This window comes from Streptomyces cylindrosporus (genome assembly GCF_022698165.1).
Lineage (GTDB): Bacteria > Actinomycetota > Actinomycetes > Streptomycetales > Streptomycetaceae > Streptomyces > Streptomyces cylindrosporus.
Genome location: NZ_JALDAY010000020.1, coordinates 13,404 through 35,124, shown reverse-complemented (window position 1 = coordinate 35,124; position 21,721 = coordinate 13,404). Strand labels below are relative to the sequence as shown.

General features: G+C 69.7%; 24 protein-coding genes. 11 read left to right on the top strand and 13 right to left on the bottom strand.

From position 1 onward, the window contains the following. Positions 1 to 117 precede the first annotated feature (117 nt). Positions 118 to 1,401 (bottom strand): adenylosuccinate synthase, encoded by a 1,284-nt coding sequence (locus MQP27_RS46730; RefSeq protein WP_242777377.1) that lies wholly within the window; start codon positions 1,399 to 1,401, stop codon positions 118 to 120. A gap of 219 nt (positions 1,402 to 1,620) precedes the next feature. Here MQP27_RS46730 and MQP27_RS46725 point away from each other — a divergent pair, with 219 nt between their 5' ends. Further along, positions 1,621 to 2,472, top strand: a complete 852-nt coding sequence (locus tag MQP27_RS46725; RefSeq protein WP_242777375.1) for a diacylglycerol kinase family protein — start codon at positions 1,621 to 1,623, stop codon at positions 2,470 to 2,472. Here the strand turns inward: MQP27_RS46725 and MQP27_RS46720 are convergent. The 3 genes from MQP27_RS46720 to MQP27_RS46710 are packed head-to-tail and all read right to left on the bottom strand — an operon-like array spanning position 2,469 to position 4,976. Then, positions 2,469 to 2,834 (bottom strand): hypothetical protein, encoded by a 366-nt coding sequence (locus MQP27_RS46720; protein ID WP_242777373.1) that lies wholly within the window; start codon positions 2,832 to 2,834, stop codon positions 2,469 to 2,471. The two genes, MQP27_RS46725 and MQP27_RS46720, sit on opposite strands and share 4 nt — an antisense overlap. Before the next feature lie 4 nt (positions 2,835 to 2,838). Further along, positions 2,839 to 3,597, bottom strand: a complete 759-nt coding sequence (gene eutC / locus MQP27_RS46715) for an ethanolamine ammonia-lyase subunit EutC (protein ID WP_242777371.1) — start codon at positions 3,595 to 3,597, stop codon at positions 2,839 to 2,841. Further along, a complete protein-coding gene (locus tag MQP27_RS46710; protein WP_242777369.1) occupies positions 3,594 to 4,976 on the bottom strand; it encodes an ethanolamine ammonia-lyase subunit EutB in 1,383 nt (460 codons plus the stop codon). Before MQP27_RS46710 ends, eutC begins: the two co-directional genes overlap by 4 nt. Before the next feature lie 160 nt (positions 4,977 to 5,136). On the opposite strand from MQP27_RS46710, the gene MQP27_RS46705 reads away from it, so the two are divergent. After that, positions 5,137 to 6,648 (top strand): APC family permease, encoded by a 1,512-nt coding sequence (locus MQP27_RS46705; RefSeq protein ID WP_242777367.1) that lies wholly within the window; start codon positions 5,137 to 5,139, stop codon positions 6,646 to 6,648. On the opposite strand, the gene MQP27_RS46700 is transcribed toward MQP27_RS46705, so the two are convergent. Continuing rightward, complete coding sequence (locus MQP27_RS46700) at positions 6,649 to 7,143, bottom strand: GbsR/MarR family transcriptional regulator (protein WP_242777365.1); 495 nt, start codon at positions 7,141 to 7,143, stop codon at positions 6,649 to 6,651. It lies immediately after the preceding gene. A 74-nt stretch (positions 7,144 to 7,217) separates the two neighbouring features. Here MQP27_RS46700 and MQP27_RS46695 point away from each other — a divergent pair, with 74 nt between their 5' ends. From MQP27_RS46695 to MQP27_RS46675, 5 genes are all read left to right on the top strand, one after another. Beyond that, entirely contained in the window at positions 7,218 to 8,111 is an 894-nt protein-coding gene (locus tag MQP27_RS46695; RefSeq protein ID WP_242777363.1) for an ABC transporter ATP-binding protein, read from the top strand. Beyond that, a complete protein-coding gene (locus MQP27_RS46690) occupies positions 8,111 to 9,679 on the top strand; it encodes an ABC transporter permease (RefSeq protein ID WP_242777361.1) in 1,569 nt (522 codons plus the stop codon). The genes MQP27_RS46695 and MQP27_RS46690 overlap by 1 nt, the downstream gene beginning before the upstream one ends. 75 nt (positions 9,680 to 9,754) lie before the next feature. Beyond that, positions 9,755 to 10,138, top strand: coding sequence for a DoxX family protein (locus MQP27_RS46685; RefSeq protein WP_242777359.1), 384 nt, complete (start codon positions 9,755 to 9,757; stop codon positions 10,136 to 10,138). A 30-nt stretch (positions 10,139 to 10,168) separates the two neighbouring features. Continuing rightward, the gene (locus MQP27_RS46680; protein ID WP_242777357.1) at positions 10,169 to 11,089 is read left to right on the top strand and encodes an RNA polymerase sigma-70 factor; all 921 of its coding nucleotides are present in this window, start codon (positions 10,169 to 10,171) and stop codon (positions 11,087 to 11,089) included. Between the two features lie 47 nt (positions 11,090 to 11,136). After that, positions 11,137 to 11,370, top strand: coding sequence for a hypothetical protein (locus MQP27_RS46675; protein ID WP_242777355.1), 234 nt, complete (start codon positions 11,137 to 11,139; stop codon positions 11,368 to 11,370). Here the strand turns inward: MQP27_RS46675 and MQP27_RS46670 are convergent. The 5 genes from MQP27_RS46670 to MQP27_RS46650 form a co-directional block, all read right to left on the bottom strand. Beyond that, the gene (locus MQP27_RS46670) at positions 11,333 to 11,857 is read right to left on the bottom strand and encodes a hypothetical protein (protein WP_242777353.1); all 525 of its coding nucleotides are present in this window, start codon (positions 11,855 to 11,857) and stop codon (positions 11,333 to 11,335) included. The two genes, MQP27_RS46675 and MQP27_RS46670, sit on opposite strands and share 38 nt — an antisense overlap. 35 nt (positions 11,858 to 11,892) lie before the next feature. Beyond that, positions 11,893 to 13,098 (bottom strand): cytochrome P450, encoded by a 1,206-nt coding sequence (locus MQP27_RS46665; RefSeq protein ID WP_242777351.1) that lies wholly within the window; start codon positions 13,096 to 13,098, stop codon positions 11,893 to 11,895. A gap of 84 nt (positions 13,099 to 13,182) precedes the next feature. Beyond that, positions 13,183 to 13,881, bottom strand: coding sequence for a DinB family protein (locus tag MQP27_RS46660; RefSeq protein WP_308290093.1), 699 nt, complete (start codon positions 13,879 to 13,881; stop codon positions 13,183 to 13,185). Positions 13,882 to 14,012: 131 nt separating this feature from the next. Then, complete coding sequence (locus MQP27_RS46655) at positions 14,013 to 14,231, bottom strand: DUF397 domain-containing protein (RefSeq protein ID WP_242777349.1); 219 nt, start codon at positions 14,229 to 14,231, stop codon at positions 14,013 to 14,015. Continuing rightward, positions 14,231 to 15,082, bottom strand: coding sequence for a helix-turn-helix domain-containing protein (locus MQP27_RS46650; RefSeq protein WP_242777347.1), 852 nt, complete (start codon positions 15,080 to 15,082; stop codon positions 14,231 to 14,233). The genes MQP27_RS46655 and MQP27_RS46650 overlap by 1 nt, the downstream gene beginning before the upstream one ends. 193 nt (positions 15,083 to 15,275) lie before the next feature. On the opposite strand from MQP27_RS46650, the gene MQP27_RS46645 reads away from it, so the two are divergent. Beyond that, positions 15,276 to 15,692: an ATP-binding protein gene (locus tag MQP27_RS46645; protein WP_242777345.1), complete on the top strand. Its 417-nt coding sequence runs from the start codon at positions 15,276 to 15,278 to the stop codon at positions 15,690 to 15,692. A 74-nt stretch (positions 15,693 to 15,766) separates the two neighbouring features. Beyond that, positions 15,767 to 16,699 carry a hypothetical protein gene (locus tag MQP27_RS46640; protein WP_242777343.1) on the top strand — a complete coding sequence of 311 codons (933 nt, stop codon included), beginning with the start codon at positions 15,767 to 15,769 and terminating at the stop codon, positions 16,697 to 16,699. Here the strand turns inward: MQP27_RS46640 and MQP27_RS46635 are convergent. Beyond that, on the bottom strand, positions 16,641 to 17,822 hold the full coding sequence (locus tag MQP27_RS46635) for a GDSL-type esterase/lipase family protein (protein WP_242777341.1): 1,182 nt from the start codon (positions 17,820 to 17,822) through the stop codon (positions 16,641 to 16,643). The genes MQP27_RS46640 and MQP27_RS46635 overlap by 59 nt on opposite strands. Before the next feature lie 37 nt (positions 17,823 to 17,859). Beyond that, positions 17,860 to 19,002 carry an FAD-dependent oxidoreductase gene (locus tag MQP27_RS46630; protein ID WP_242777339.1) on the bottom strand — a complete coding sequence of 381 codons (1,143 nt, stop codon included), beginning with the start codon at positions 19,000 to 19,002 and terminating at the stop codon, positions 17,860 to 17,862. Positions 19,003 to 19,114: 112 nt separating this feature from the next. On the opposite strand from MQP27_RS46630, the gene MQP27_RS46625 reads away from it, so the two are divergent. Then, positions 19,115 to 19,831, top strand: coding sequence for a TetR/AcrR family transcriptional regulator C-terminal domain-containing protein (locus MQP27_RS46625; protein ID WP_242777336.1), 717 nt, complete (start codon positions 19,115 to 19,117; stop codon positions 19,829 to 19,831). A gap of 7 nt (positions 19,832 to 19,838) precedes the next feature. On the opposite strand, the gene MQP27_RS46620 is transcribed toward MQP27_RS46625, so the two are convergent. Continuing rightward, positions 19,839 to 21,002: an epoxide hydrolase family protein gene (locus MQP27_RS46620; RefSeq protein ID WP_242777334.1), complete on the bottom strand. Its 1,164-nt coding sequence runs from the start codon at positions 21,000 to 21,002 to the stop codon at positions 19,839 to 19,841. A gap of 102 nt (positions 21,003 to 21,104) precedes the next feature. Here MQP27_RS46620 and MQP27_RS46615 point away from each other — a divergent pair, with 102 nt between their 5' ends. After that, positions 21,105 to 21,704 (top strand): TetR/AcrR family transcriptional regulator, encoded by a 600-nt coding sequence (locus MQP27_RS46615; protein WP_242777332.1) that lies wholly within the window; start codon positions 21,105 to 21,107, stop codon positions 21,702 to 21,704. Positions 21,705 to 21,721 lie beyond the last annotated feature (17 nt).

Here is a 21,721-nt window from a genome sequence, read left to right as displayed (position 1 = left end):
TTACGGGGCTACCCGCGTAGATAGTTGCGTCCCTCTATTACATGCGGAACCAGGAACAAGCCATGGGCCGGTCAAGGATGTCCATGACCGGCCCAACAGCTAGGGGATATAAGGGACTTAGAGGAAGGAGTTGACCTCGATCGTCTCGTCCCGGCCGGGGCCCACGCCGATCGCGGAGATCGGGGCGCCGGACATCTCCTCCAGGGCCTTCACGTAGTTCTGCGCGTTCTTCGGGAGGTCGGCGAAGGTCTTCGCCTGCGTGATGTCCTCGCTCCAGCCCGGCAGGTACTCGTACACCGGCTTCGCGTGGTGGAAGTCGGTCTGCGAGTACGGCAGCTCCTCCACCCTCCGCCCGTCGATCTCGTACGCGACGCAGACCGGGATCTCGTCCCAGCCCGTCAGCACGTCGAGCTTGGTGAGGAAGAAGTCGGTCAGGCCGTTCACGCGGGTCGCGTACCGGGCGATCACCGCGTCGAACCAGCCGCAGCGGCGGTCCCGGCCGGTGGTCACGCCCCGCTCGCCGCCGATGCGGCGCAGCGCCTCGCCGTCCTCGTCGAACAGCTCGGTCGGGAAGGGGCCCGAACCGACACGGGTCGTGTACGCCTTGAGGATGCCGATGACCCGACTGATCTTCGTCGGACCGACACCGGAACCGGTGCAGGCGCCGCCCGCCGTCGGGTTCGACGAGGTCACGAAGGGGTACGTGCCGTGGTCGATGTCCAGGAGCGTGCCCTGACCGCCCTCGAAGAGGACGACCTTGTCCTGCTCCAGGGCCTGGTTGAGGACGAGCACCGTGTCGGCGACGTACGGCTTGAGGCGGTCGGCGTAGCCGAGGAGCTCCTCGACGACCTTCTCCACCTCGATGGCGCGGCGGTTGAAGACCTTGGTGAGCAGCTGGTTCTTGCCGTCCAGCGCCGCCTCGACCTTCTGGGTGAGGATCGACTCGTCGTACAGGTCCTGGATCCGGATGCCGACCCGGTTGATCTTGTCGGCGTACGTCGGACCGATCCCGCGGCCCGTCGTCCCGATCTTCCGCTTCCCGAGGAAGCGTTCCGTCACCTTGTCCACCGTCACGTTGTACGGCGTGATGATGTGAGCGTTACCGCTGATCAGGAGCTTGGACGTGTCGACGCCACGCTCGTTCAGCCCGTTCAGCTCGGAGAACAGGACCGACGGGTCGACGACGACACCGTTGCCGATGACCGGGGTGCACCCCGGGGAGAGGATTCCGGAAGGGAGCAGGTGCAGCGCGTACTTCTGGTCGCCGACGACGACCGTGTGGCCGGCGTTGTTGCCGCCCTGATAGCGCACTACATAGTCGACCGACCCGCCTAGCAGGTCCGTCGCCTTTCCCTTGCCTTCGTCACCCCACTGAGCACCGAGCAGCACAAGTGCGGGCACGCGCGTACACCCCTTCCGGGCGGGGCATGTCCAAGGTCAGGGGCGTACGCGGCACGGCCCTGTGCCTCGTACACCGGCGACCTGCTTCGGCCACCGACGGCCGTCGTCGGCCGCGAACCCGTCGGACCCGGATGCCCCGGAATAGACGAAGCCCCTGGCGCAATAGCGCAAGGGGCTCTTGCACAAAGATGCTACCCGAGGAAGCGAGGCAGGACCGAGGTGGCGACTTCCGCGACTTCCGAGGCGCGCTCCGACCAGCTGCTTGTGGTCATCGACCCGGTGGCCCGCCGGACGGACGGCGAGGCGGTACGTATCGCAAAAGACGTGCTCAGCGCGGGTGCGCAGGCGAAGGTCTGTCTGCCCGAGGATGCGGAGGAGTTCGCCCGCGCCCTGTCCCGGCGCGGTTCCCGGCGGCCGGTGGTCATCGGCGACGACTGCGCGCTGGCCCGCGCGGTGTCGCTGCTGCACCGGCAGCGGGAGCTGGCCGGATGTGCGCTGTCGGTGGTACCGGTCGGGGGCGCCCTGTCGGTGGCCCGGTCCCTGGGGGTGCCGACGGGGCCGGTGGCGGCGGCGAGGGCGGTGCTCGACGGCTCGGTACGCCGCCTGGACCTGCTGGTGGACGAGAGCGACGGGGTCGTCCTGGGCACCCTGCGCATCCCCTCGCTGCCCCCCGACTCCCCTTCCCCGACGTCCGCCGAACCGACCCGCCCCTGGCTCCGCACGGCCCAGTCCCTGGTACGAACCCTGGTCCCGCCCCGCGAGGCCCCGGCCCCCGCCCCCCGGCCGGCCCGCCTGCGCGTCGAGGTGGACGGCGTGACCCTGGTGGACCTGGACCATCCGGTGGAGACGGTGTCGGTGACACCGGCCGCCGCGGGCATGGCCGAGATCGAGATCCGCCCCCTGTCGGTGGGCGCGGAGGCCTCACCGGTACGAGCCCTGGGCCGGACGGTGAGCGTCTCGGGCACGGATTTCCGGTACCGGGCGGACGCGGGCGTGTGGGGGCCGGTACGGAGACGGACGTGGACGGTTTGGGAGGGGGCTTGGGGGCTTACGGTGCCGGTGGCTTCTTAGCGGGGGCCTGGAAGCCGGTGGTGTCGAGGGTGCAGTCGAACGACTTCGGGATGTGGAGGCGCTCGCCGAACGGCTGGGTGCAGTGCGACCCGTAGCCTGTGGCGGACGGCGTCCAGAACACGGTCGACGCCTGGGAACACAAACAGAACGGGCGCCCGCTCGATGACGTGGCCTTCGGGGAGGTACGGCTCGAGTTGGCTGCACACCGACCGCATGACACGGACGTAGTACCCCTTCGACCACGGCGAGACGACGATGCTCCCCCTGATGATCTCGGCCTTGTAGCCGTCAGGCACGTTCAGTTCGTCGAGAAGATCCAGGAGCTCCTCGAAGCTGCCGCTGGGCTCAGTGCCGCTTATCACCAACTCAGGGTAGCCAGTCGATCACATTGGCGTGATCGGATTCGTCCTTCAGCCCCACCCCCGTAACCCCCAGCTCCCGCCCCTTCCCCATCAGCCCCGCCAGCTTCCCTGCCGCCGCCTCGTACGTCAGGCCCAGCGGTGGCCGGATGTTGGACAGGCAGTTGCGGTCCGCGTCGGTTGTCACGCCCGGGGTCGGACGGTACGTCAGGTACGCGCCCAGGGAGTCCGCCGCCGACATGCCGGGGCGTTCGCCGATCAGGACGACCACCATCGCCGCGCCCATCGCGTGGGCGATGTCGTCGCCCAGAGCCACACGCGCCTGTTCGGCCAGGACGACAGGGGCGACGCGCCAGCCGGGCAGGCGTGCCGCCGTCTCCCGCACCATCGCCGCCGCATGCTCGTGCACCGCCCGGCTGGACAGCCCGTCGGCGACGACGAACACCACGTCCCAGTCGCCGACGGGGAGATGGGCGCGGTCCGTGGGGTGGAGGCGGCGGCCCAGGTCCGGTCGCTGGAGGTACGTCGGCCGGTCACCCGCCGCGCTGCGGACCCGTACCGTGGCCAGCCCCGCCAGCCCCGCCGCCACCGTGTCCGGCTCGAACGGCGAGTGCACCGCGTCCCGCGCCGCCGCGTGCGCGGCCTGGAGGGCCAGGCGGTGCCGGGTGGGCAGCGCGGAGCCCGCGCGGCCGAGGCCGATCCGGGCCTGGGTGCGGGCGCGCAGCGCCGGCCACAACTCACCGCCGGGCAGGGTGACTTCGCTCATGCCGCCAGTTCCCTTCCGATCGCCGTCAGGGGATGGGCCCCGGACACGTCCTTGATCGCTCCCCGCTCGTCCAGCAGGCCCACCGACTCCAGCCACGCCTCGAACTCCGGCGCCGGACGCAGCCCCAGGACCTCACGCAGATACAACGCGTCGTGGTACGAGGCCGATTGGTAGTTCAGCATGATGTCGTCGCCGCCCGGCGTGCAGATCACGAAGGACGCGCCCGCGACGGCGAGCATCGTGAGCATGGTCGCCACGTCGTCGTCATCGGCGTCCGCGTGATTCGTGTAGCAGATGTCCAGGCCCATCGGGAGACCGAGGATCTTGCCGCAGAAGTGGTCCTCCAGCGCGGCTCGGAGGATCTGCCGGCCGTCGTACAGGTACTCCGGGCCGATGAAGCCGACGACGGTGTTCACCAGCAGCGGCCGGTAGCGCCGCGCGACCGCATACGCGCGCGCCTCCACCGTCTGCTGGTCCACCCCGTGGTGCGCGTCCGCCGAGAGCGCGCTGCCCTGGCCGGTCTCGAAGTACATGACGTTGTCGCCGACGGTGCCGCGGCCCAGCGCCCGTGCCGCTTCGTACGCCTCGTCGAGGAGGCCGAGGGTGACGCCGAAGGAGGCGTTGGCGGCCTGGGTGCCGGCGATGGACTGGAAGACGAGGTCGACGGGGGCGCCCTGGGCCATTAGTTGCACGCTCATTGATATGTGACATAGCACTGAGCTCTGGGTGGGAATCGAGTACCGCCCGATCACCCCGTCCACCAGCTCCAGCAGCCCCCGCACCGCCTTCGGGCTGTCCGTCGCGGGATTGATGCCGATCACCGCGTCGCCGGAGCCCAGCAGCAGACCGTCGAGCAGCGCGGCCGCCACGCCCGCGGGGTCGTCGGTGGGGTGGTTGGGCTGGAGCCGGGTCGCGAGGCGGCCGGGCAGCCCGATCGTCGAGCGGAACGCGGTCACCACGCGCACCTTGCGCGCGACGGCGACGAGATCCGCGTTGCTCATCAGCTTGGAGACGGCCGCGGCCATCTCGGGCGTCAGCCCCGGCGCCAGGGCCGCCAGCGCCGGGCCGTCCGCGGCCAGCAGCCACTCCCGCAGCTCCCCGACCGTCATCCCGGCCACCGGCGCGAAGGCGTCCGCGTCGTGCGTGTCGAGGATCAGCCGGGTCACGTCGTCGGTCTCGTACGGGATCACCGGCTCGGTCAGGAAGGTCGCGAGCGGCACCTCCGCGAGGGCCCAGCGGGCCGCCACCCGCTCCTGGGCGCTCGCGGCGGCGAGTCCGGCGAGCCGGTCGCCGGAGCGCTCGGGGCTCGCGGCGGCGAGGAGGCGGGCGAGGGAGCCGAAGCGGAAGCGTTCGCCGCCGAGGGTGGACAGGTAGCTCATGGTGGCGACCGTACGAGCGGTGTGTTGCCGGCAGGTTGCGCGAGATTTCTAAAGGTCTGGTTGACAAACATTTAACGTCCCGAGACCCTTGCTCGACTCATACGGGCTAGAGAGTTCCGGTCCAGTGCAAACAGCGGACAGCAGGAGAGGGGCCACCCCGATGGCAGTGGACGAAGGAGTCGCCCCCGCGGCGAAGACAGCGGGATCGGACACGGTCCACCGGCTGAAGCCCAACGCGGTGGGCCTGCTGGGGGTGGTCTTCATGGCCGTCGCCACCGCCGCGCCCATCACCGCCATGACCGGCAACGTGCCCTTCATGGTGTCGTCCGGCAACGGCATCGGCGCTCCCGCCAGCTACCTCGTCGCAATGGTCGTACTGGCAATCTTTTCCGTCGGCTTCACGTCGATGGCGAAGCACATCACCTCCACCGGCGCCTTCTACGGCTTCATCTCCTACGGCCTCGGCCGCACCGTCGGCCTCGCCTCCGGGCTCCTGGCGACCTTCGCGTACGTCGTCTTCGAGCCGGCGCTGATCGGCATCTTCTCGGTCTTCGCCACCGGAACCCTCAAGGACCAGACGGGACTTGACGTCCCGTGGTGGGCCTGCGCGATCGTGATGCTCGCCGTCAACGCGACGGGCACCTGGTTCGGCGTCTCGGTCGCCGAGAAGCTCCTCGTCGTACTCCTCGGCACGGAGGTGACCGTCCTCGCGGCGATGGCGATCTCGGTCGCCCTGCACGGCGGCGGCCCGCACGGCTTCACCTTCGCCCCGGTCAACCCGGTCAACGCCTTCAAGGGCACGTCCGCCGGACTCGGCCTCTTCTTCGCCTTCTGGTCGTGGGTCGGCTTCGAGTCGACCGCGATGTACGGCGAGGAGTCCCGCGACCCGAAGAAGATCATCCCCAAGGCAACGATGATCTCGGTCCTCGGAGTCGGCGTCTTCTACGTCTTCGTCTCCTGGATGGCCATCATCGGCAACGGCGAGACGGAGGCCGTCAAGGTCGCCTCGTCCGCGAACCCGCTCGCCCTCTTCTTCAACCCCACCGAGCGCTACGTCGGCCACTGGGCGGTCGACCTCATGCAGTGGCTGATGATCACCGGCTCGCTCGCCTGCGGCATGGCCTTCCACAACTGCGCCAGCCGCTACATGTACGCCCTGGGCCGCGAGGGCGTCCTGCCGAAGCTCCAGAACACCATCGGCCGCACCCACGCCCGGCACGGCTCCCCGCACATCGCGGGCCTGGTGCAGACGGTGATCAGCGCCGTACTGATCCTCGCGTTCTGGGCCACCAGCAAGGACCCGGCCAACGCCCTCTACGTCCTGCTCGCCATCCTCGGCACGATGGCCATCCTGGTCGTGCAGGCGGTGTGCTCGTTCGCGGTGCTGGCCTACTTCCGCACCAACCACCCCGAGAGCCGGCACTGGTTCAAGACCTTCGTCGCCCCGCTCGCCGGCGGTATCGCGATGCTCGCGGTGGTCCTCCTCCTGGTGTCCAACATGAGCGTGGCAGCGGGCTCCGAGTCCGACTCACCGCTCCTGAAGGCAACCCCCTGGCTGGTGGCCCTGGTCGGGGCGACGGGCATCGGCTACGCCCAGTACCTCAAGCGCCGTTCCCCCGAGCGGTACGAACTGCTGGGCCGGACGGTCCTGGAGGAGACCAAGGAGCGGTAACTAGCCTTCGCCGCCGAACAGTTGTCGGCGGTGTGCCCGCCACCGCTCCATCATGGCCGCGACCTCGCCCTCGACGAACTCGAAGAAGGCGAGCGTCTCGGCCATGCGGCGGCCCGCGGGGGTGTCGGCGCCCAGGCTGCTGACGCCCTCGCGCAGGGCCCCCTCCCACCGCTTGATGAGGGCCTCGCGGTTGGTGAGCGCCTCGTACCACTGGTCGCCGTGCACCCGGTAGCGCTCCCGACGCGAGCCCGGTTCCCGCTCGCGCGAGACCATGTGCGTCATGGTCAGGTAGCGCACCGCCCCGGAGACGGCCGCAGGGCTGATCCGCAGCTGCTCGCCCAGCTCGGCGGAGCTCATCACGCCCTCGTCGGAGGAGAGGAGCGCGGCGAAGACCCGGGCCGGCATGCGCTGCATCCCGGCCTCGACGAGCTGCGCCGCGAAACTCTCCACGAACTTGGAGACCGCCTCCGGGTCACGCCCCACCTCATCAGCCATGGTCACCACCCTAACCGGGCTTCATACGCTTCCTTAACTTCACAAATTTCTGAAAGAAGCGTACGTTCTGAAGCATGACGAAGGCAATCACGGTCGCCGGGCTCCACAAGTCCTTCGGCCGCACGCACGCCCTGGACGGCCTCGACCTGGACGTCGAGGCAGGCGAGGTGCACGGCTTCCTCGGCCCGAACGGCTCCGGGAAGTCCACCACCATCCGCGTCCTGCTCGGCCTGCTGCGCGCCGACTCCGGCGCCGCGCAGGTGCTGGGCCGCGACCCGTGGCGGGACGCGGTGGAGGTGCACCGCCGGATCGCGTACGTCCCCGGGGACGTGACCCTGTGGCGCAACCTCTCCGGGGGTGAGGTGATCGACCTCTACGGCCGTCTGCGCGGCGGGCTCGACACCGGTCGCCGCGCCGAGCTGATCGACCGCTTCGAGCTGGACCCGACGAAGAAGGGCCGGACGTACTCGAAGGGCAACCGGCAGAAGGTCGCCCTGGTCGCCGCCTTCGCCTCGGACGTGGACCTGCTGATCCTCGACGAGCCGACCTCGGGCCTGGACCCGCTGATGGAGGAGGTCTTCCAGCGCTGCGTGGAGGAGGAACGGGACCGGGGCCGCACGGTCCTGCTCTCGTCCCACATCCTCAGCGAGGTCGAGGAGCTGTGCGACCGGGTGAGCATCATCCGCAAGGGGCGAACCGTGGAGAGCGGTTCCCTTGCCGACCTGCGCCATCTCACGCGGACCAGCGTGACGGCCGAACTCGCCGGCGCCCCCAACGGGCTGTCGCGCCTGCCCGGCGTGCACGACCTCGACGTACAGGGAAAGCGGGTCAGGCTTCAGGTCGACACGGACCAACTCGACGGGGTGCTACGGCAGTTGAGCGAGTCCGGCGTGCGGTCGCTCACCTCGACCCCGCCCACCCTCGAAGAGCTGTTCCTGCGCCACTACCAGGAAGACGGGGCGGCGTGATGACCTCCCTCACCGGCACGGGCGTGCTCCTGCGCTTCTCGCTGCGCCGCGACCGGGTGCTGATCCCGGCGTGGGTGGCGGTCAACGCCCTGATGATCCTCTCCATGCCGAACACCCTCAAGGGCCTGTACGGCACCGAGTCCGAGCGCACCGACCTGCTGCACCAGGTGGCCACGAACGCCTCCTTCCGCGCGCTGATCGGCCCGGTCTTCGACGACTCCCTCGGCGCCCTCACCGCCTGGCGCGTCGGCGTCTACGCCGGGGCGCTCGCCGCCGTGACGAGCCTGCTGGTCGTCGTACGCCACACCCGTGACGAGGAGGAGAGCGGCCGGCAGGAGCTGATCGCGTCCGGCGCGGTGGGCCGCAGGGCCTCGCTGACGGCCGCCCTGCTGGCCGCCGGGGTCGCGAACGCCGTACTGGCACTGCTGGTTGTGGCCGGGCTGGCCGGACAGGGGGCGGCCGGGGCGCTCGCCTTCGGGCTCGGGCTCGCCGGCGTCGGCATGCTCTTCGCGACGATGGCGGCGATCGTCGCCCAGCTGACGGAGAGCGCGCGGCTGGCGCGCGGGCTGGCGGCGGCCGTGCTCGGCGCGGCCTTCGTGCTGCGCGCGGCGGGCGACTCGGCGTCCGACGACGGTTCTTCGGCGCTGACCTGGCTCTCGCCGCTCGGCTGGCTGGAGAACCTGCGGCCGTTCGCGGACGAACGCTGGTGGGTACTGCTGCTGTTCGCGGCGGCGGTGGGCGTACAGGCCCTGGTCGCCTACGAGTTGGCGGGCCGCCGGGACGTGGGCATGAGCTTCCTGCCGACCCGGCCCGGACCGGCCGCCGGCCGCCTCGGCACCGCGGGCGCGCTGGCCTGGCGGCTCCAACGCGGCGCCGTGCTGGGCTGGTCGGTCGGCTTCTTCCTCGCCGGGGTCGTCTACGGCGGCCTCACCGACGGCGTGGCCGACCTGGTCGGCGACAACGAGAACGCGCGCGAGATCTTCGAACGGATGGGCGGCCAGAGCGGGTTGACGAACGCGTTCCTCGCGTCGATGACCGGCATGCTCGGTCTGATCGCGGCGCTGTACGTCGTCGCGTCGGTACTGCGGCTGCACGGCGAGGAGACCTCGGCGCGGGCGGAACCCCTGCTGGCCGCCCCGGTCGGCCGACTGCGCTGGGCCGCGGGCCATCTGACCGTCGCCTTCGCCGGCTCCGCCCTGATCATGCTCCTCGCCGGCCTGGGCTTCGCGGTCGGCTACGGCAGGGAGGTCGGCCCGATCCTCGGCGCCTGCCTGGTCCAGCTCCCGGCGATCTGGGTGATCGGCGGCCTGACGGTCCTGCTGTACGGCCTCGCACCCCGCCTCGCCCCGGCGGCCTGGGGAGTCGCGGTCGCGGTCCTGCTGATCGGCTGGGTGGGACCGGCGCTGGACGCTCCCCGGTTCGTCCTGGACCTCTCCCCCTTCGGCCACCTCCCGAAGCTGCCGGGCGGCGGGATGGAGTGGGGGCCGGTGCTGGTCCTGCTGGCCCTGGCGGTCGTACTGGCCGGGGCGGGTCTGGCGGGCCTGCGGCGACGGGACCTGACCACCTGACCCCGTGGATGTCACAGGCCGGTTGGCTCTCTCGTCCCGGGGGTGAAGGCAAGCCCCGATCAAGGAGTAAGGACGATGAACCTCGCGCTGTGGATCGCCGCCGGACTGCTGGCCGTGGTGGCCCTGACCGGCGGTGTCACCAAGACGTTCGTGCCGGTGGAGAAGCTGGCCGCCCTGCACGGCGGCGGCTGGACCGCGGACGTCGACGCCCGCTTCGTCAGGACGCTCGGCGTGCTCGAACTCCTCGCCGCGGCGGGCCTGGTGCTGACCGCGGCGCTGGACATCGCGCCGGTGCTGGTGCCCGTGACGGCGGTGTGCTGGATCGTACTGATGGTCGGTGCGATGATCACCCACGGACGCAGGGGAGAGTTCGCGCTCGTCGCGGTGAACGTGGTCTATCTGGCACTCGCGGTGTTCATCGCGTGGGGCCGTTTCGGACCGGAGTCCTTCACCGGCTGACAACGCACATGAAGACCAGGGGGATTCGGCATGGGCGGCGGCGGCAGGACCACGGAATTCCAGGAACTGCGACCGCTGCTGTTCTCGATCGCCTACCGGATCCTCGGCAGCGTCTCCGAGGCGGAGGACGTCGTACAGGAGACGTGGCTGCGGTACGAGGCCGTGCCGACCGAACCCCGGTCGGCGAAGGCCTACTTGTCGACGACCGTGACCCGCCTGTCGATCGACGTACTGCGCTCGGCGCGGGTGCGGCGGGAGCGGTACGTCGGCCAGTGGTTCCCCGAGCCGCTGCTGGACGACCCCTACGAGGACCCGGCGCGGGCGGCCGAGCTGGCCGACTCGGTGTCGCTGGCGGCGCTGTTGCTGCTGGAGCGGCTCAGTCCGCTGGAGCGGGCGGTGTTCGTGCTGCGGGAGGTGTTCGACTTCGGCTTCCCCGAGGTCGCGGCGGCCGTGGGGCGCTCGGAGTCGGCGTGCCGGCAGCTGGCCGTACGGGCGCGGAAGCACATGGCGGAGGGGCGGCCGCGTTTCGAGGCGGACCGCGAGGAGCGGGAGAAGCTGGCGGCGCGCTTCTTCGACGCCCTGCGCGAGGGGGACGTGGCCGACCTGAGGGATCTGCTCGCGGCCGATGTGACGATGGCCGGCGACGGGGGCGGCAAGTCGCCGCAGCTGGCGAGGATCCTGGTGGGCGCCGACCGCGTGGCCGGGCTGGTGTCCGTCGCGTTCCCGCGCATGGCCCGGATCGGCATCACCTGGCAGCCGCACGAGCTCAACGGCCAGCCCGGCGCGATCTTCCGCGACCGCGACGGCAGGGTGGTCAGCACGATGACCCTCGACATCGCCGACGGCCGCGTCCAGACGGTCCGCACGGTGATCAACCCCGACAAGCTGGGCCATCTGGGACCGGTGGCGGACGCGTGGGCGTTGCACCGCGAGATGCGGCGGACGGTCTGAACCAGGGCGCGGTGGATCACGTCCTTGGGGACATGGGACGAAGTGGCGTGGACGGTGTGACGTGCGGCGGCTGCGCGCTGTCGGCGGTGGGCGCGGTGGCGGCCCCGCTCTGGTGGCTGTCCACACCCCGCACCCGACGCCACCTCGGCGGCGGCTTCGAGGGCGAGGGCATGGACTACACGGTCCTGCTGACCGAGCTCCCCTTCGTGATCCTCGGGGGAGCGTTCATACCGCTCCTCGTGTTCATGCTCCTGACCCGGACGCGGAACCGAACGAAGTAACGGCGACAGCCGCCGAGGAGTAAAGGAACTGCCCCTTGCCCAGGGGCTGTTCCGCGACCCGCCCACGCCACAGGCGTATGCCGTGCCGCCGCTCCCAGAAGATCAGGCACACGCCTTTCGCGATCCGCTCCGGCGCGAAGAGGGCCGCCCAGCCGACGGCCCAGGGATCCCAGAGCAGGCCGAGAGCCAGGGACGGCACGGCCAGGATGACGACGAAGCCGGCGTCGAAACCGCGGCGCAGGGACTCGCGCGGGGTGGGGAGCACCGCGTCCGGGTCGGTCAGGGGAAGCGCGCTCTCGAATTCGCGCTTCTCGCCGCCCAGCCAGTTCGACCGCGTCGTACCCGCCAACAGCCCGAAGAGCGCGCTGATCCCCGCAAGCAGCAGCAGGAGAGCCACTTTGAAGCCATCGCCCTCCGGCAGCCCGCGCACGCCGAACACCACAGGCGCGGTGACGGCCACGGCGACCCCCGCCTCGACGGCGGTCATCAACTGATAGTGCACGTAACGCACCACAGCACTCACTATGAGACCTGCACCCGCAGCCCTTCCAGCCCCCGGATCACGAAGTTCGGCTTTCGCCTCGGCTCCTCTGTCAGGGTCAGGGTGGGGGCCGTTTCCAGGAGGGCTGTCATGGAGGCGGTCAGTTCGATACGGGCCAGGGGCGCGCCGATGCAGTAGTGGATGCCGGCGCTGAAGGAGATGTGCGGGTTGTCCGTGCGGGTGAGGTCGAGGCGCTCGGGGGCGGAGAAGACGGCCGGGTCGTGGTTGGCGGAGCCGAAGAGCATCGCGATCTCGGCGCCGCGCGGGATCGTCGTCCCGTCGATCTCGATGTCGTCCAGCACCCAGCGCTCGAAGAGCTGGAGCGGGGTGTCGTACCGCATGAGCTCCTCGACGGCCCGGGGGACGAGCGAGTGGTCCGCGCGCAGGGCGGCGAGCTGCTCCGGGTTCCGGAACAGGGCGTACCAGCCGTTGACCGTGGCGTTGACGGTCGCCTCGTGGCCCGCGTTGAGCAGCAGGACGCAGGTCGAGATCATCTCCTGCTCGGTGAGCCGGTCGCCCTCGTCGTGCGCGGCGATGAGCCCGGAGATGAGGTCGTCCCCGGGGTTCTTGCGCCGCTCGGCGATGAGTTCGCGCAGGTAGTCGGAGAACTCGACCGAGGCCTGTACGGCCCTCGCCGCCACGTCCTCCGGCGGATTGAGCTCGTACATCCCGCAGATGTCCGCGGACCATGGCCTCAGCGGCCCCCGGTCGGACTCCGGAATGCCCAGCATCTCGGCGATCACGGCGACGGGCAGCGGCTCCGCGACATCGGTCAGCAGGTCACCGCCACCGGCGTCCACCAGCCGGCCGGCGAGTTCCCGGGCGAGGTTTTGGACGTACGGCTTGAGCTGCTCGACGGTCCGCGGGGTGAACGCCTTCGACACCAGCCGCCGGATCCTGGTGTGGTCCGGCGGTTCGAGGTCGAGCATCCCGTGGTCGTTGAGCGTGTGGAACGGCTCGTGCTCGGCCGGGGGTGCCGTACGCCCGAAGTCCTCGTGCGAGAAGCGGTGCTGATACGTCCGCCCGAGCCGCCGCTCCCGCAGCAACGCCGAGACATCCGCGTGCCGGGGGACGAGCCACTGGTTGGTGGGCTCGTAGTAGTGCACCCGGCCCTTGGCGCGGAGTTCGTCGTAGGCGGGGTAGGGGTCGGCGAGGAACGCCGGGTCCCAGGGGTCGAAGGCTGCCATGGACGGACGCTAGCCCGGGAGACGGGCGTCTGACCAGGGCTGTCTCACTGGACGCGGCGGCCTCTTACTGGACGCTGTGGCCTCTTACTGGGCGCGGGCGCGCCACAGGTCCCGGAGGACGGCGATCTCGGCCATGTGGTGGATGAACTCGAGGTTGGTACCGGCGAGCACGTCGGCGAAGGCGTCGTCGGGGTCCGAGCCGTACGGGTACTGGGAGAAGCCGACGGTGTCGAGCTGCTCGTCGGTGACGCCGGCGACGCTCTCGCGCCAGCGGTCGACGTCGGCCCAGAAGCGTTCGAGGGCGAGGGAGGCGGAGGGGGTGAAGTCGACCATCAGCTTGGGATCCCGCCGCCGCTCACCGAAGGCCCACTCCCAGCCACCCGCGAACTGGAAGTGCAGATGCCCGAGGCGCCACGCGATGGTGGTGACCGGGGTCGCGTCGGGCTCCGGCTCACCGGTGTGCGCGAGCACCTCCTCCACCCGCCCGACACTCACGCTCCAGTCCTCGGCGATCTTCTCGACGCTCATGCCGCTGGCTGCCTGCCGGGCTACTTCGCCGTACTCGCTCGCCGGAATATCCGCGGCGCCGAGGTCCATGACCCACTCCCCCGGCCCGAACGCCCTGGGCGTCACGGCATCGACCCGCCGCCGAAGCGACCAGCACCCGGGCACGGGCTCCCACAGGAACTCGTCGTCCGTGAGTCCGGTGAGCCGTACTTGCGCCATCTCCCTGGCGTGATCGAACTGCCCCAGCAACAACCCCAGCCGACCGGTCGTCCCCACACCGAGCTCCCCTCACGACAACTTGGCACGCGCTGAGGGAAGTTAGCGTCTGGGAGCACGAGGGTGCGAACGATTTTCGGGCGAGGGGGGAAGACCCACTACACCCGCCTGGCCGCGGAGACTTCCGGAACCTACGCCTGACCACCGACGCGATCAGATCCGCCGAGGCTCGCTGAGAGCGGGCCCTTGAGGTGGTCGACGAGGGCGGTGAAGGCGGGGGTGGGGAAGGTGAGGGTGGCGCGGGTGGGGGCCTTCGAGTCTCGGATGGATATGCGGGTGGAGAGGGTGGCTATCTCGACGCAGCTGTCACCGTCGCCGCCGCCGGAGTACGTGGACTTTCGCCAGTGCATCAGAGTTCCTTCGCCAGCCGGTGGATGAAGTCCCGCGACGCAGCAGGCTCCAGCGTCGCTGCCTGCACCCTACGGAAAAGCGTTCGAAGCTGTTCCAGCTGAGGCTGCGCATCGATGAACGCAACGCCGGTAGGGGCGTCCCGTTGCCCGGTGTCCAATTGGGGCACCGGACCTCCGAGGTACATCATCGAGGCCCCGGCACCGGCGAAGCCTTCGCGCTCGACGGGGATAACACGCACTGAGACCTGCCCAGCATCGATCTTGTCCAGGATGAAGCGGAGTTGAGAGCGCGATACCTGGCGATCTGCCACATGCACGCGCAGAGCGAACTCATGGACGATCGTCTCGTACGGAACTGGAACATCACGCTCGATGACAGTGCGGCGTCGCATCCGGTGATCCACGCGGAGGGCCACTTCACTCTCGGGCAGCTCCGGCCGCGTATACGTGAACACCGAGCGAGCGTAGTCGGCGGTCTGCAGCAGCCCCGGAACGTACGTCATCACGATCTCGCGCAGGAACGTCGCATGATGCTCAACCTCGGCGGTGTCCAGGAACGCCGACGGAAGCACCCCCCGATACTCCTCCCACCAGCCACGCGTTCGGTCGGTCGCCATCACGACAAGAGCATCAATCAACGCCTCGTCCGTGCAGGCGTAGTGAGCCGCGAGGCGCCGTACTCGCTCTTCGCTGACACCGGCGAAACCCAGCTCCATCTGACTTATCTGCGCCGAAGTCGAATCCAGGAGGCCGGCCACCTCACGCGCCTTCAGCCCGGCAGCCTCGCGCAGGCGCCGCAGCTCAGCCCCCAGACGCACTTGCCGTGCAGTCGCATAACTCCTCGGCGGCATCACCCCTCCTCAACACCCGTGTCGGCATGCCTCGTTCGAGCGCAAGACTACGACAACCAGTTGCGCTGGCGATAATTATTGCCCTACCGTCGGTGACGCAACGCACACGCTGCGGAAGTGCACCGTACCGTCCTGCCATGACGGCCCCGGCGATGCCACCGCCAATCCCCCACCAGCGAACCGGAGTTGCCGCATGCCCGAAACCGAACCGCCAGCCCCCTGGGAGTACACCCTCTCCATCCCCAACGACCCCCGAGCCGTCACCGTCTGTCGCCGCACCCTCCGCCTGATCCTCACCCTGCACGGCCTGATCAACCTCGTCGACACCGCCGAACTCCTCGCCGCGGAACTGATCTCCAACGCCGTACGCCACACAACGGGCCCCGCTGCACTACGGCTCCGCTGGTCCGGCGGCGTGCTGCGGATCGGCGCGTGGGACGCGGACCCCGAACCACCCGACCCTCCCCTCGCGCTGGATCAGCTCACCTGCGCCGAGAACGGCCGCGGCCTCGCCCTGGTCCGCGCCTGCTCCGACGTCTGGGGCTGGCAGCCGCAGTCCAGAAACGGCAACCGGGGCAAGTACGTCTGGTGCCAACTGGCCACGGCCTGACGCCCACCCCTCGTACGAGTGACCCCGAAACCTTCCGCCGATCTTGCCCCGCGCCGAAAGCTAGCGTCCCCACCATGGCTGTCAGCCCGCACCACGAATCCCTGCACCAGGTCTTCCAGCAGGACACCGAACTGCTCGTCACCGCGATGCAGCGACTCCTCGGCCTCTCCGTGGGGCCGGTCATCGCGATCACACCGCTCGATACAACCGTCACCGAGCTGCTTCCCATGGAGAGACGGGTCGACTCGCTGTTCCGGCTCGACACGGAGGACAGACGGTACGTGGTCGCCCTGGAGTCCCAGGGCAAGCCGGACCCGGACAAGCGCCGGTCCTGGCCGTACTACCTGGGCTATCTCGGTGTGCGCTACGAGGCCGACGCCGTGCTGATCGTCCTCACCGACGACCCGGCCACAGAGCGATGGGCTTCCCAGCCGGTCGCCTCCGGCTTCCCTGGGCGCCCGTCGCTGATCGCGCAGCCGCTGGTCCTCGGCCCCGCCGGCGTACCCGTGATCAGCGACGCCGCCACTGCGGCCGGAGACATCTCCCTGTGGGTGCTGTCCTGCCTGGTCCATGGCCGTGATCCCGCGCACGCTGGCATACTGACGGGACTGGCCCAGGCACTCAACGAGACGAATCCCGACGAAGCCGTCGTCTACGCCGAATACGTGGAGGCCGGTCTCACGGGCTCCCCCGCCGTCGAGATCTGGAGGCAACTGATGAGCACCATGGAAATCTTCTTCCGCTCCGAGGCGGCCCAGAAAGTCCGTGAAGAGGGCCGCGAGGAAGGCCGGGAAGAAGAGCGGGCCCGGACCGTGATCATGTTGCTGGAACGGCGTGGCCTGGAGGTCTCGGACCAGGTGCGCGAGCACGTCCTGTCCTGTCGGGACTACGAACAGCTCGGTATCTGGGTGGACCGCGCCTGGGAGGTCAACGACGCCCAGGACCTCATCACTGCAACCGGGCAAGAGTTTCCGCCATCGCCCGTGCAAGGCGCTTCGAGCCGTTGATGTTGGGATGGGTGTGGTCGGGGGCGGCGTATGCGTCTTCCAGGAGGGAAGGGTCGGCCTCGGAGCGGATCGCTGCGTCGAAGTCGACGAATTCGTACCCTGACGTGCGGATCCACTCGTTGACCGCAACGCGGAGGCCTTCTCGGCCGGGGTCGCCCGCGATGTCTGGGGCGAGCGGGGTGACGGTGGTGAGGAGCACGGTGAGGCCTGCCGTCCGGGCCCGGTCGACGAGCTCTCGGTAACCGTCGATCAGCTGGGCGAAGGTCGGCATCTCGTCCTTCGGCGTGATTCTGCCGGGAAGGCTCCAGTCGTTGCTGTTGTAGGCGATCACCAGGTGCGTCACGCCGCGGGTCGCGAGTACGTCCTCATCGAATCGGGACAGCCCGGCCCGGCCCCAGGACGGGTTCGTCCGCGGTGCGTCCAGTCGGATCCGGTTTCCGGCGATTCCTCGGTTGAGGACAGCGATCCCGGCATCAGCGGGAAGCAGGGCCGCGGTGTACTGCGGCCACCCCATCGCCGTACTGGAGGCCCCGAGGCATACGACCACCGCCCTCGCCTCGGCTCCGGCCACCTCGACGGTACGCAGGAAAGGACCTCCCGGAGGCAGGGACCAGCCGGTCCCGTCGGGATCGGGATCGGGTTCGGTGCCGGTGTTGGTGGTGGCCTCCACCGGCGTCGGTCCTTCGAGCGGGAACTCGCGTGATCCCACGAAGTCGCCCGGCAGGGAGCGGTCGAGCGTGAATCCGTTCGCCGACGTGTAGGGCGTGGACTCGGGCAGGTACAGATCGACGACGATCTCGTCGCCGTGGCTGACGGTCAGGTCGACCGGGTCGGTCCACCGCGATGCGCCGGCCGCGATCTCGATCGACGACTGCCCGTCGACGGAGATCTCGACGAACCGTCCGCCGACTCCGACGGCACCGCGTGCGATGCGAACGGGGCCGTCCCCGAAGCGATTGGACAGCTCCACCCGGACTCCGCTGCCGCCGATGCTCGCGGGCACGGTCATGCGGACGGTGACATCGTCGAAGGGCGGCTCGTCGTCCTCACCGCGGAAGTCGGTCATGGCCTGGGTCCACGTCGGCGTCCAGCCCATGCCGTCGTCGGTCTCGTGTGTGCGCAAGGTGGCCTCTGCTGTCAGGTGCTGCTGATGTCTGATGTCACGCGGCCCGGTCGGCGGCGGTGAAGAGGTCGAGGAATGCGTACGGTGCGGTGTCGCCGATCATCAGGTTCAGCATGGCGTGCGCCTCCGCGTAGAAGGGTTCGGTGCGCGTGAACAGCTCCTCTTCGTACGCGGTGAGAGCCGCCTCGACGTCGTCGGGGTGAGCGGCGATCGCCTTGCCGAGTTCGGCGCCGTCGAGCATCGCCAGGTTCGCGCCGTCACCGGACGGCGGCATCAGATGTGCGGCATCGCCGAGGAGCGTCACTCCGGGCACGCGCTCCCATCGGTGTCCGTCCGGGAGTGCGTGGATCGGGCGGGCGACCGGAGCGGTCTCGCCGTCGGTGATCAGCGCGGTGAGCTCCGGGGCCCAGCCGTCGAACTCCGCCGCGATCCGGGCGGTCGCGGCGGCGGCGTCGGTGAAGTCGATGGCGGCGAACCACTCGGCGGAGCGCTTCAGCTCGACGTACGTGTGCAGGACATTCCCCGCCTCGCGGTGCGCGACGATCCCCTGGCCCGGAGCCAGTGCGTACATCGCGCCGGCACCGACCGCCTCAGCCGCCGCGGGGTGGCGCTCGTCGGCGTCGTACAGGTAGATGTCGATGAACGTCGTGCCGGTGTACCGGGGTTCGGCGTCGGAGAGCAGTGGGCGGATCTTCGACCAGGCGCCGTCGGCGCCGACGAGGAGGCCGCTGGTCACGGTCGTGCCGTCGGTGAAGGCCAGCTCGTGCCGGCCGTCGCCGAGGGGCCGGACACCGGTGACCTTGTGTCCCCACCGGACCGTCCGACCGGGCAGGGAGTCGAGGAGGATGCGGCGCAGGTCTCCGCGGAGCACTTCGGGACGCCGCCCCACGCCGTCGTCGGGGGCGTCGAACAGCAGCTTGCCGTGCTGGTCGAGCACACGCGACGCCTCGGCGCCCTCGTGGATGATCGCGCGGAACTCGTCGGTGAGGCCGGCGTCGGCGAGTGCGCGCTGCCCGTCGGCCTCGTGGATGTCGAGCTGGCCGCCCTGCGTGCGGGACTGCTCCGAGGGATCGGCCTCGTAGACCGTCGCCGGGATGCCGTGGACGTGCAGGACCCTCGCGAGAGTCAGGCCGCCGAGGCCGGCGCCGACGATGGCGATGGGGTGGTGGCTGGTGTTCATGGCTTCCTCGTTTCCGCCACGGGGCAGCGTCGGGCACGCGCCCGGCATCCATATGGACCGGCGTTCCATAAGCAATATGGAACGCCGGTCCAGGGTGTGTCAAAATGAGGTCATGCAGCGGACGCGAGGAAGAGCACCCAGCGGCGGGCGGGCCGGCGCCCTCTCACAAGAGGTGATCGTCGGCGCGGCCGTCTCACTGCTGGACGAGCTGGGCGAGCGGGGGCTCACCTTCAGGCTGCTGGCCAAAGAGCTGAACACCGGGACCGGCGCGCTGTACTGGCACGTGTCGAACAAGGACGAACTGGTGGACCTGGCCGCCGATCAGGTGCTCGGCCACGCCTTCGCCGCGCACCCGAGCCTTGAGGAAGACGCCGCCTCCGGGCTGCGCGCGCTTGCCGTCGCCGTCTTCGACGCCCTCGACCGGCACCCGTGGGCGGCGTCCCACGTCTCCGCGCCGCCCACGCTGGCCAACGCGCTGCGCCTGCTCGACCGCGTCGGCACCCTGGTCGCACGAACCGGACTGCCGGCCGAACGGCATTTCACGGTCGCCACCGCGATCTCCTACTACATCACCGGCGTCAGCGCCCAGATCATCGCCCCGCGCCCCACCCACGACGCGACCGTCAGCCGCGAGGACTTCCTCGCCCGGACCGCCCGACGCTGGGAAGAACTCGACCCGGCCGACTACCCCTTCCTGACCCGCACCACCCAGCACCTGCGCGACCACGCCGATCGTGACCAGTTCATCGCCGGCCTCGACCTGCTCCTGGACGGCCTCAACGCGACGGCGGCCCCGCGACCGCCCGCGGGAGACTCGAACGCCTGGTAAGCCTCCGTCAGGAACGAAGGGCGCGCAGGCCGGTGCGGATTTCGGCGACCAGGGTCTCGGGCTGTTCCAAGGCCGCGAAGTGCCCGCCCTTGTCGGCCTCGCCGTAGTGGATCAGATTGCTGTACGTGTCTTCGATCCAGCTGCGCGGCACGCGCGGGATGTCCCTCGGGAAGACGGTCACCGCGACCGGAAGCGTCACCTTCGGGCCGGCGAAAGTGAGCGCTCTGTTCTCCCAGTAGATGCGGCCGGACGACGCCGCGCTGTTGGTGAACCAGTACAGGGATATCGCGTCGAGCATGTCGTCGATGCCTAGAGCGTCCTCGGCGAGCCCCTGGTTGTCGGTCTTGGTCTGGAACTTCTCGTAGATCCAGGCCGCCTGGCCGACGGGAGAGTCCGCCAGGGCGAATCCGACGGTCTGCGGCTTCGTGCCCTGGAGGTGGTTCGACCCACCGAGTTCGCCGGCGTAGAGGGCGAGGGTCTCCACGGCATCGCGCTGTTCGGGTGACAGGTCGTCGGGTATCCGTGCGGGAAAGGCGTACTGGGTGTTCAGGTGGATGCCGAGGAGCCCCTCGGGTTGCATGGCCCCGAGAGCGGTGGTGACCATGGCACCCCAATCGCCGCCTTGCGCGGCCCAACTCGTGTAGCCGAGCCGTTTCATCAGCTCCACCCATGCGCTTGCGATGCGCGACACGGTCCACCCGGTCTCCGTGGGCTTCTGGGAGAACCCGAACCCGGGGAGCGACGGGACGACGACGTCGAACGAATCCGCGGCGTCTCCGCCGAACGCGACCGGATCGGTCAACGGGCCGATCAGTTTCAGGAAGTCGAGGATCGAGCCCGGCCATCCGTGCGTGAGGATCAGCGGCATCGCGTGGGGGTTCTTGGACCTGACGTGGATGAAGTGGATGTCCAGTCCGTCGATCTCGGTCAGGAACTGGGGGAAGCGATTGAGTTCGGACTCCAGGCGCCGCCAGTCGTAGCCGCGCTCCCAGTACTCGACCAGAGACCTGGCGTTCTCCACGCGAACCCCTTGGGACCAGTCGCCCACCGTTTCCGGATCCGGCCACCGGGTTCGGGCCAGCCGCTGCCTGACGTCGTCGATCTCCGATTCCGGGATCGAGACGGTGAACGGGCGGACGAGGGTCGAGGCGGGCGGCGTCGATGCGGTCATTGCCTTCTCCTCTTCTCCTGCGCTTCGAAGCTCAGCGCAGCTCTCCACTGCACACTGGTGTGCAGTCCATTTCACTGTACACCCGTGTGCAATACTGGGGCGATGTCCACCGAGTCCTCCCGTGCGCGCTCCATGAGAGAGACACGCGATCGCATCCTCGACGTCGCCCTCGACGTACTGGGAGAGAACCCCGACGCCGGGATGGGCGACATCGCCTCGGCCGCCGGCGTCGTCCGTCGCACGGTCTACGACCACTTCCCCTCGCGCCTCGACCTGGTTCGGACGCTCACGGAACGGGCGGTCACCGAGGTGACAGCCGTGCTCACCGAAGTCGAGGCCTCCGGCGCGGAAGCGGACGCGACATGGGTCGCATTCATCGCCCGTCTCTGGCCGGTGGCGCACCGGTACCGAGTGCTGTTGGCGCTGCGCCGCGGCGAGTACGGCGAGGCGATCCACGCCCTGCTCGGCCCCGTCGACGAGCTCCTCGCCGACCTCGTGAAACGGGGTCAGGACACCGACGTGTTCGCACGGCACCTGCCGGCGGACACTCTGAGCCAGGTTGCCTACGGCGTCGTGTTCGCCATCGCCGACAGCGACCTGTCGAACGGGACCCCCGGCGCCCGAGCCGCGACGATCACGAGCCTGCTGATGCTGGGAGTGCCCGAGACACGCGCCATCGCTCTCGTGGGCGCCCAGCCCTGACTCGGCGGCCGCAGTCG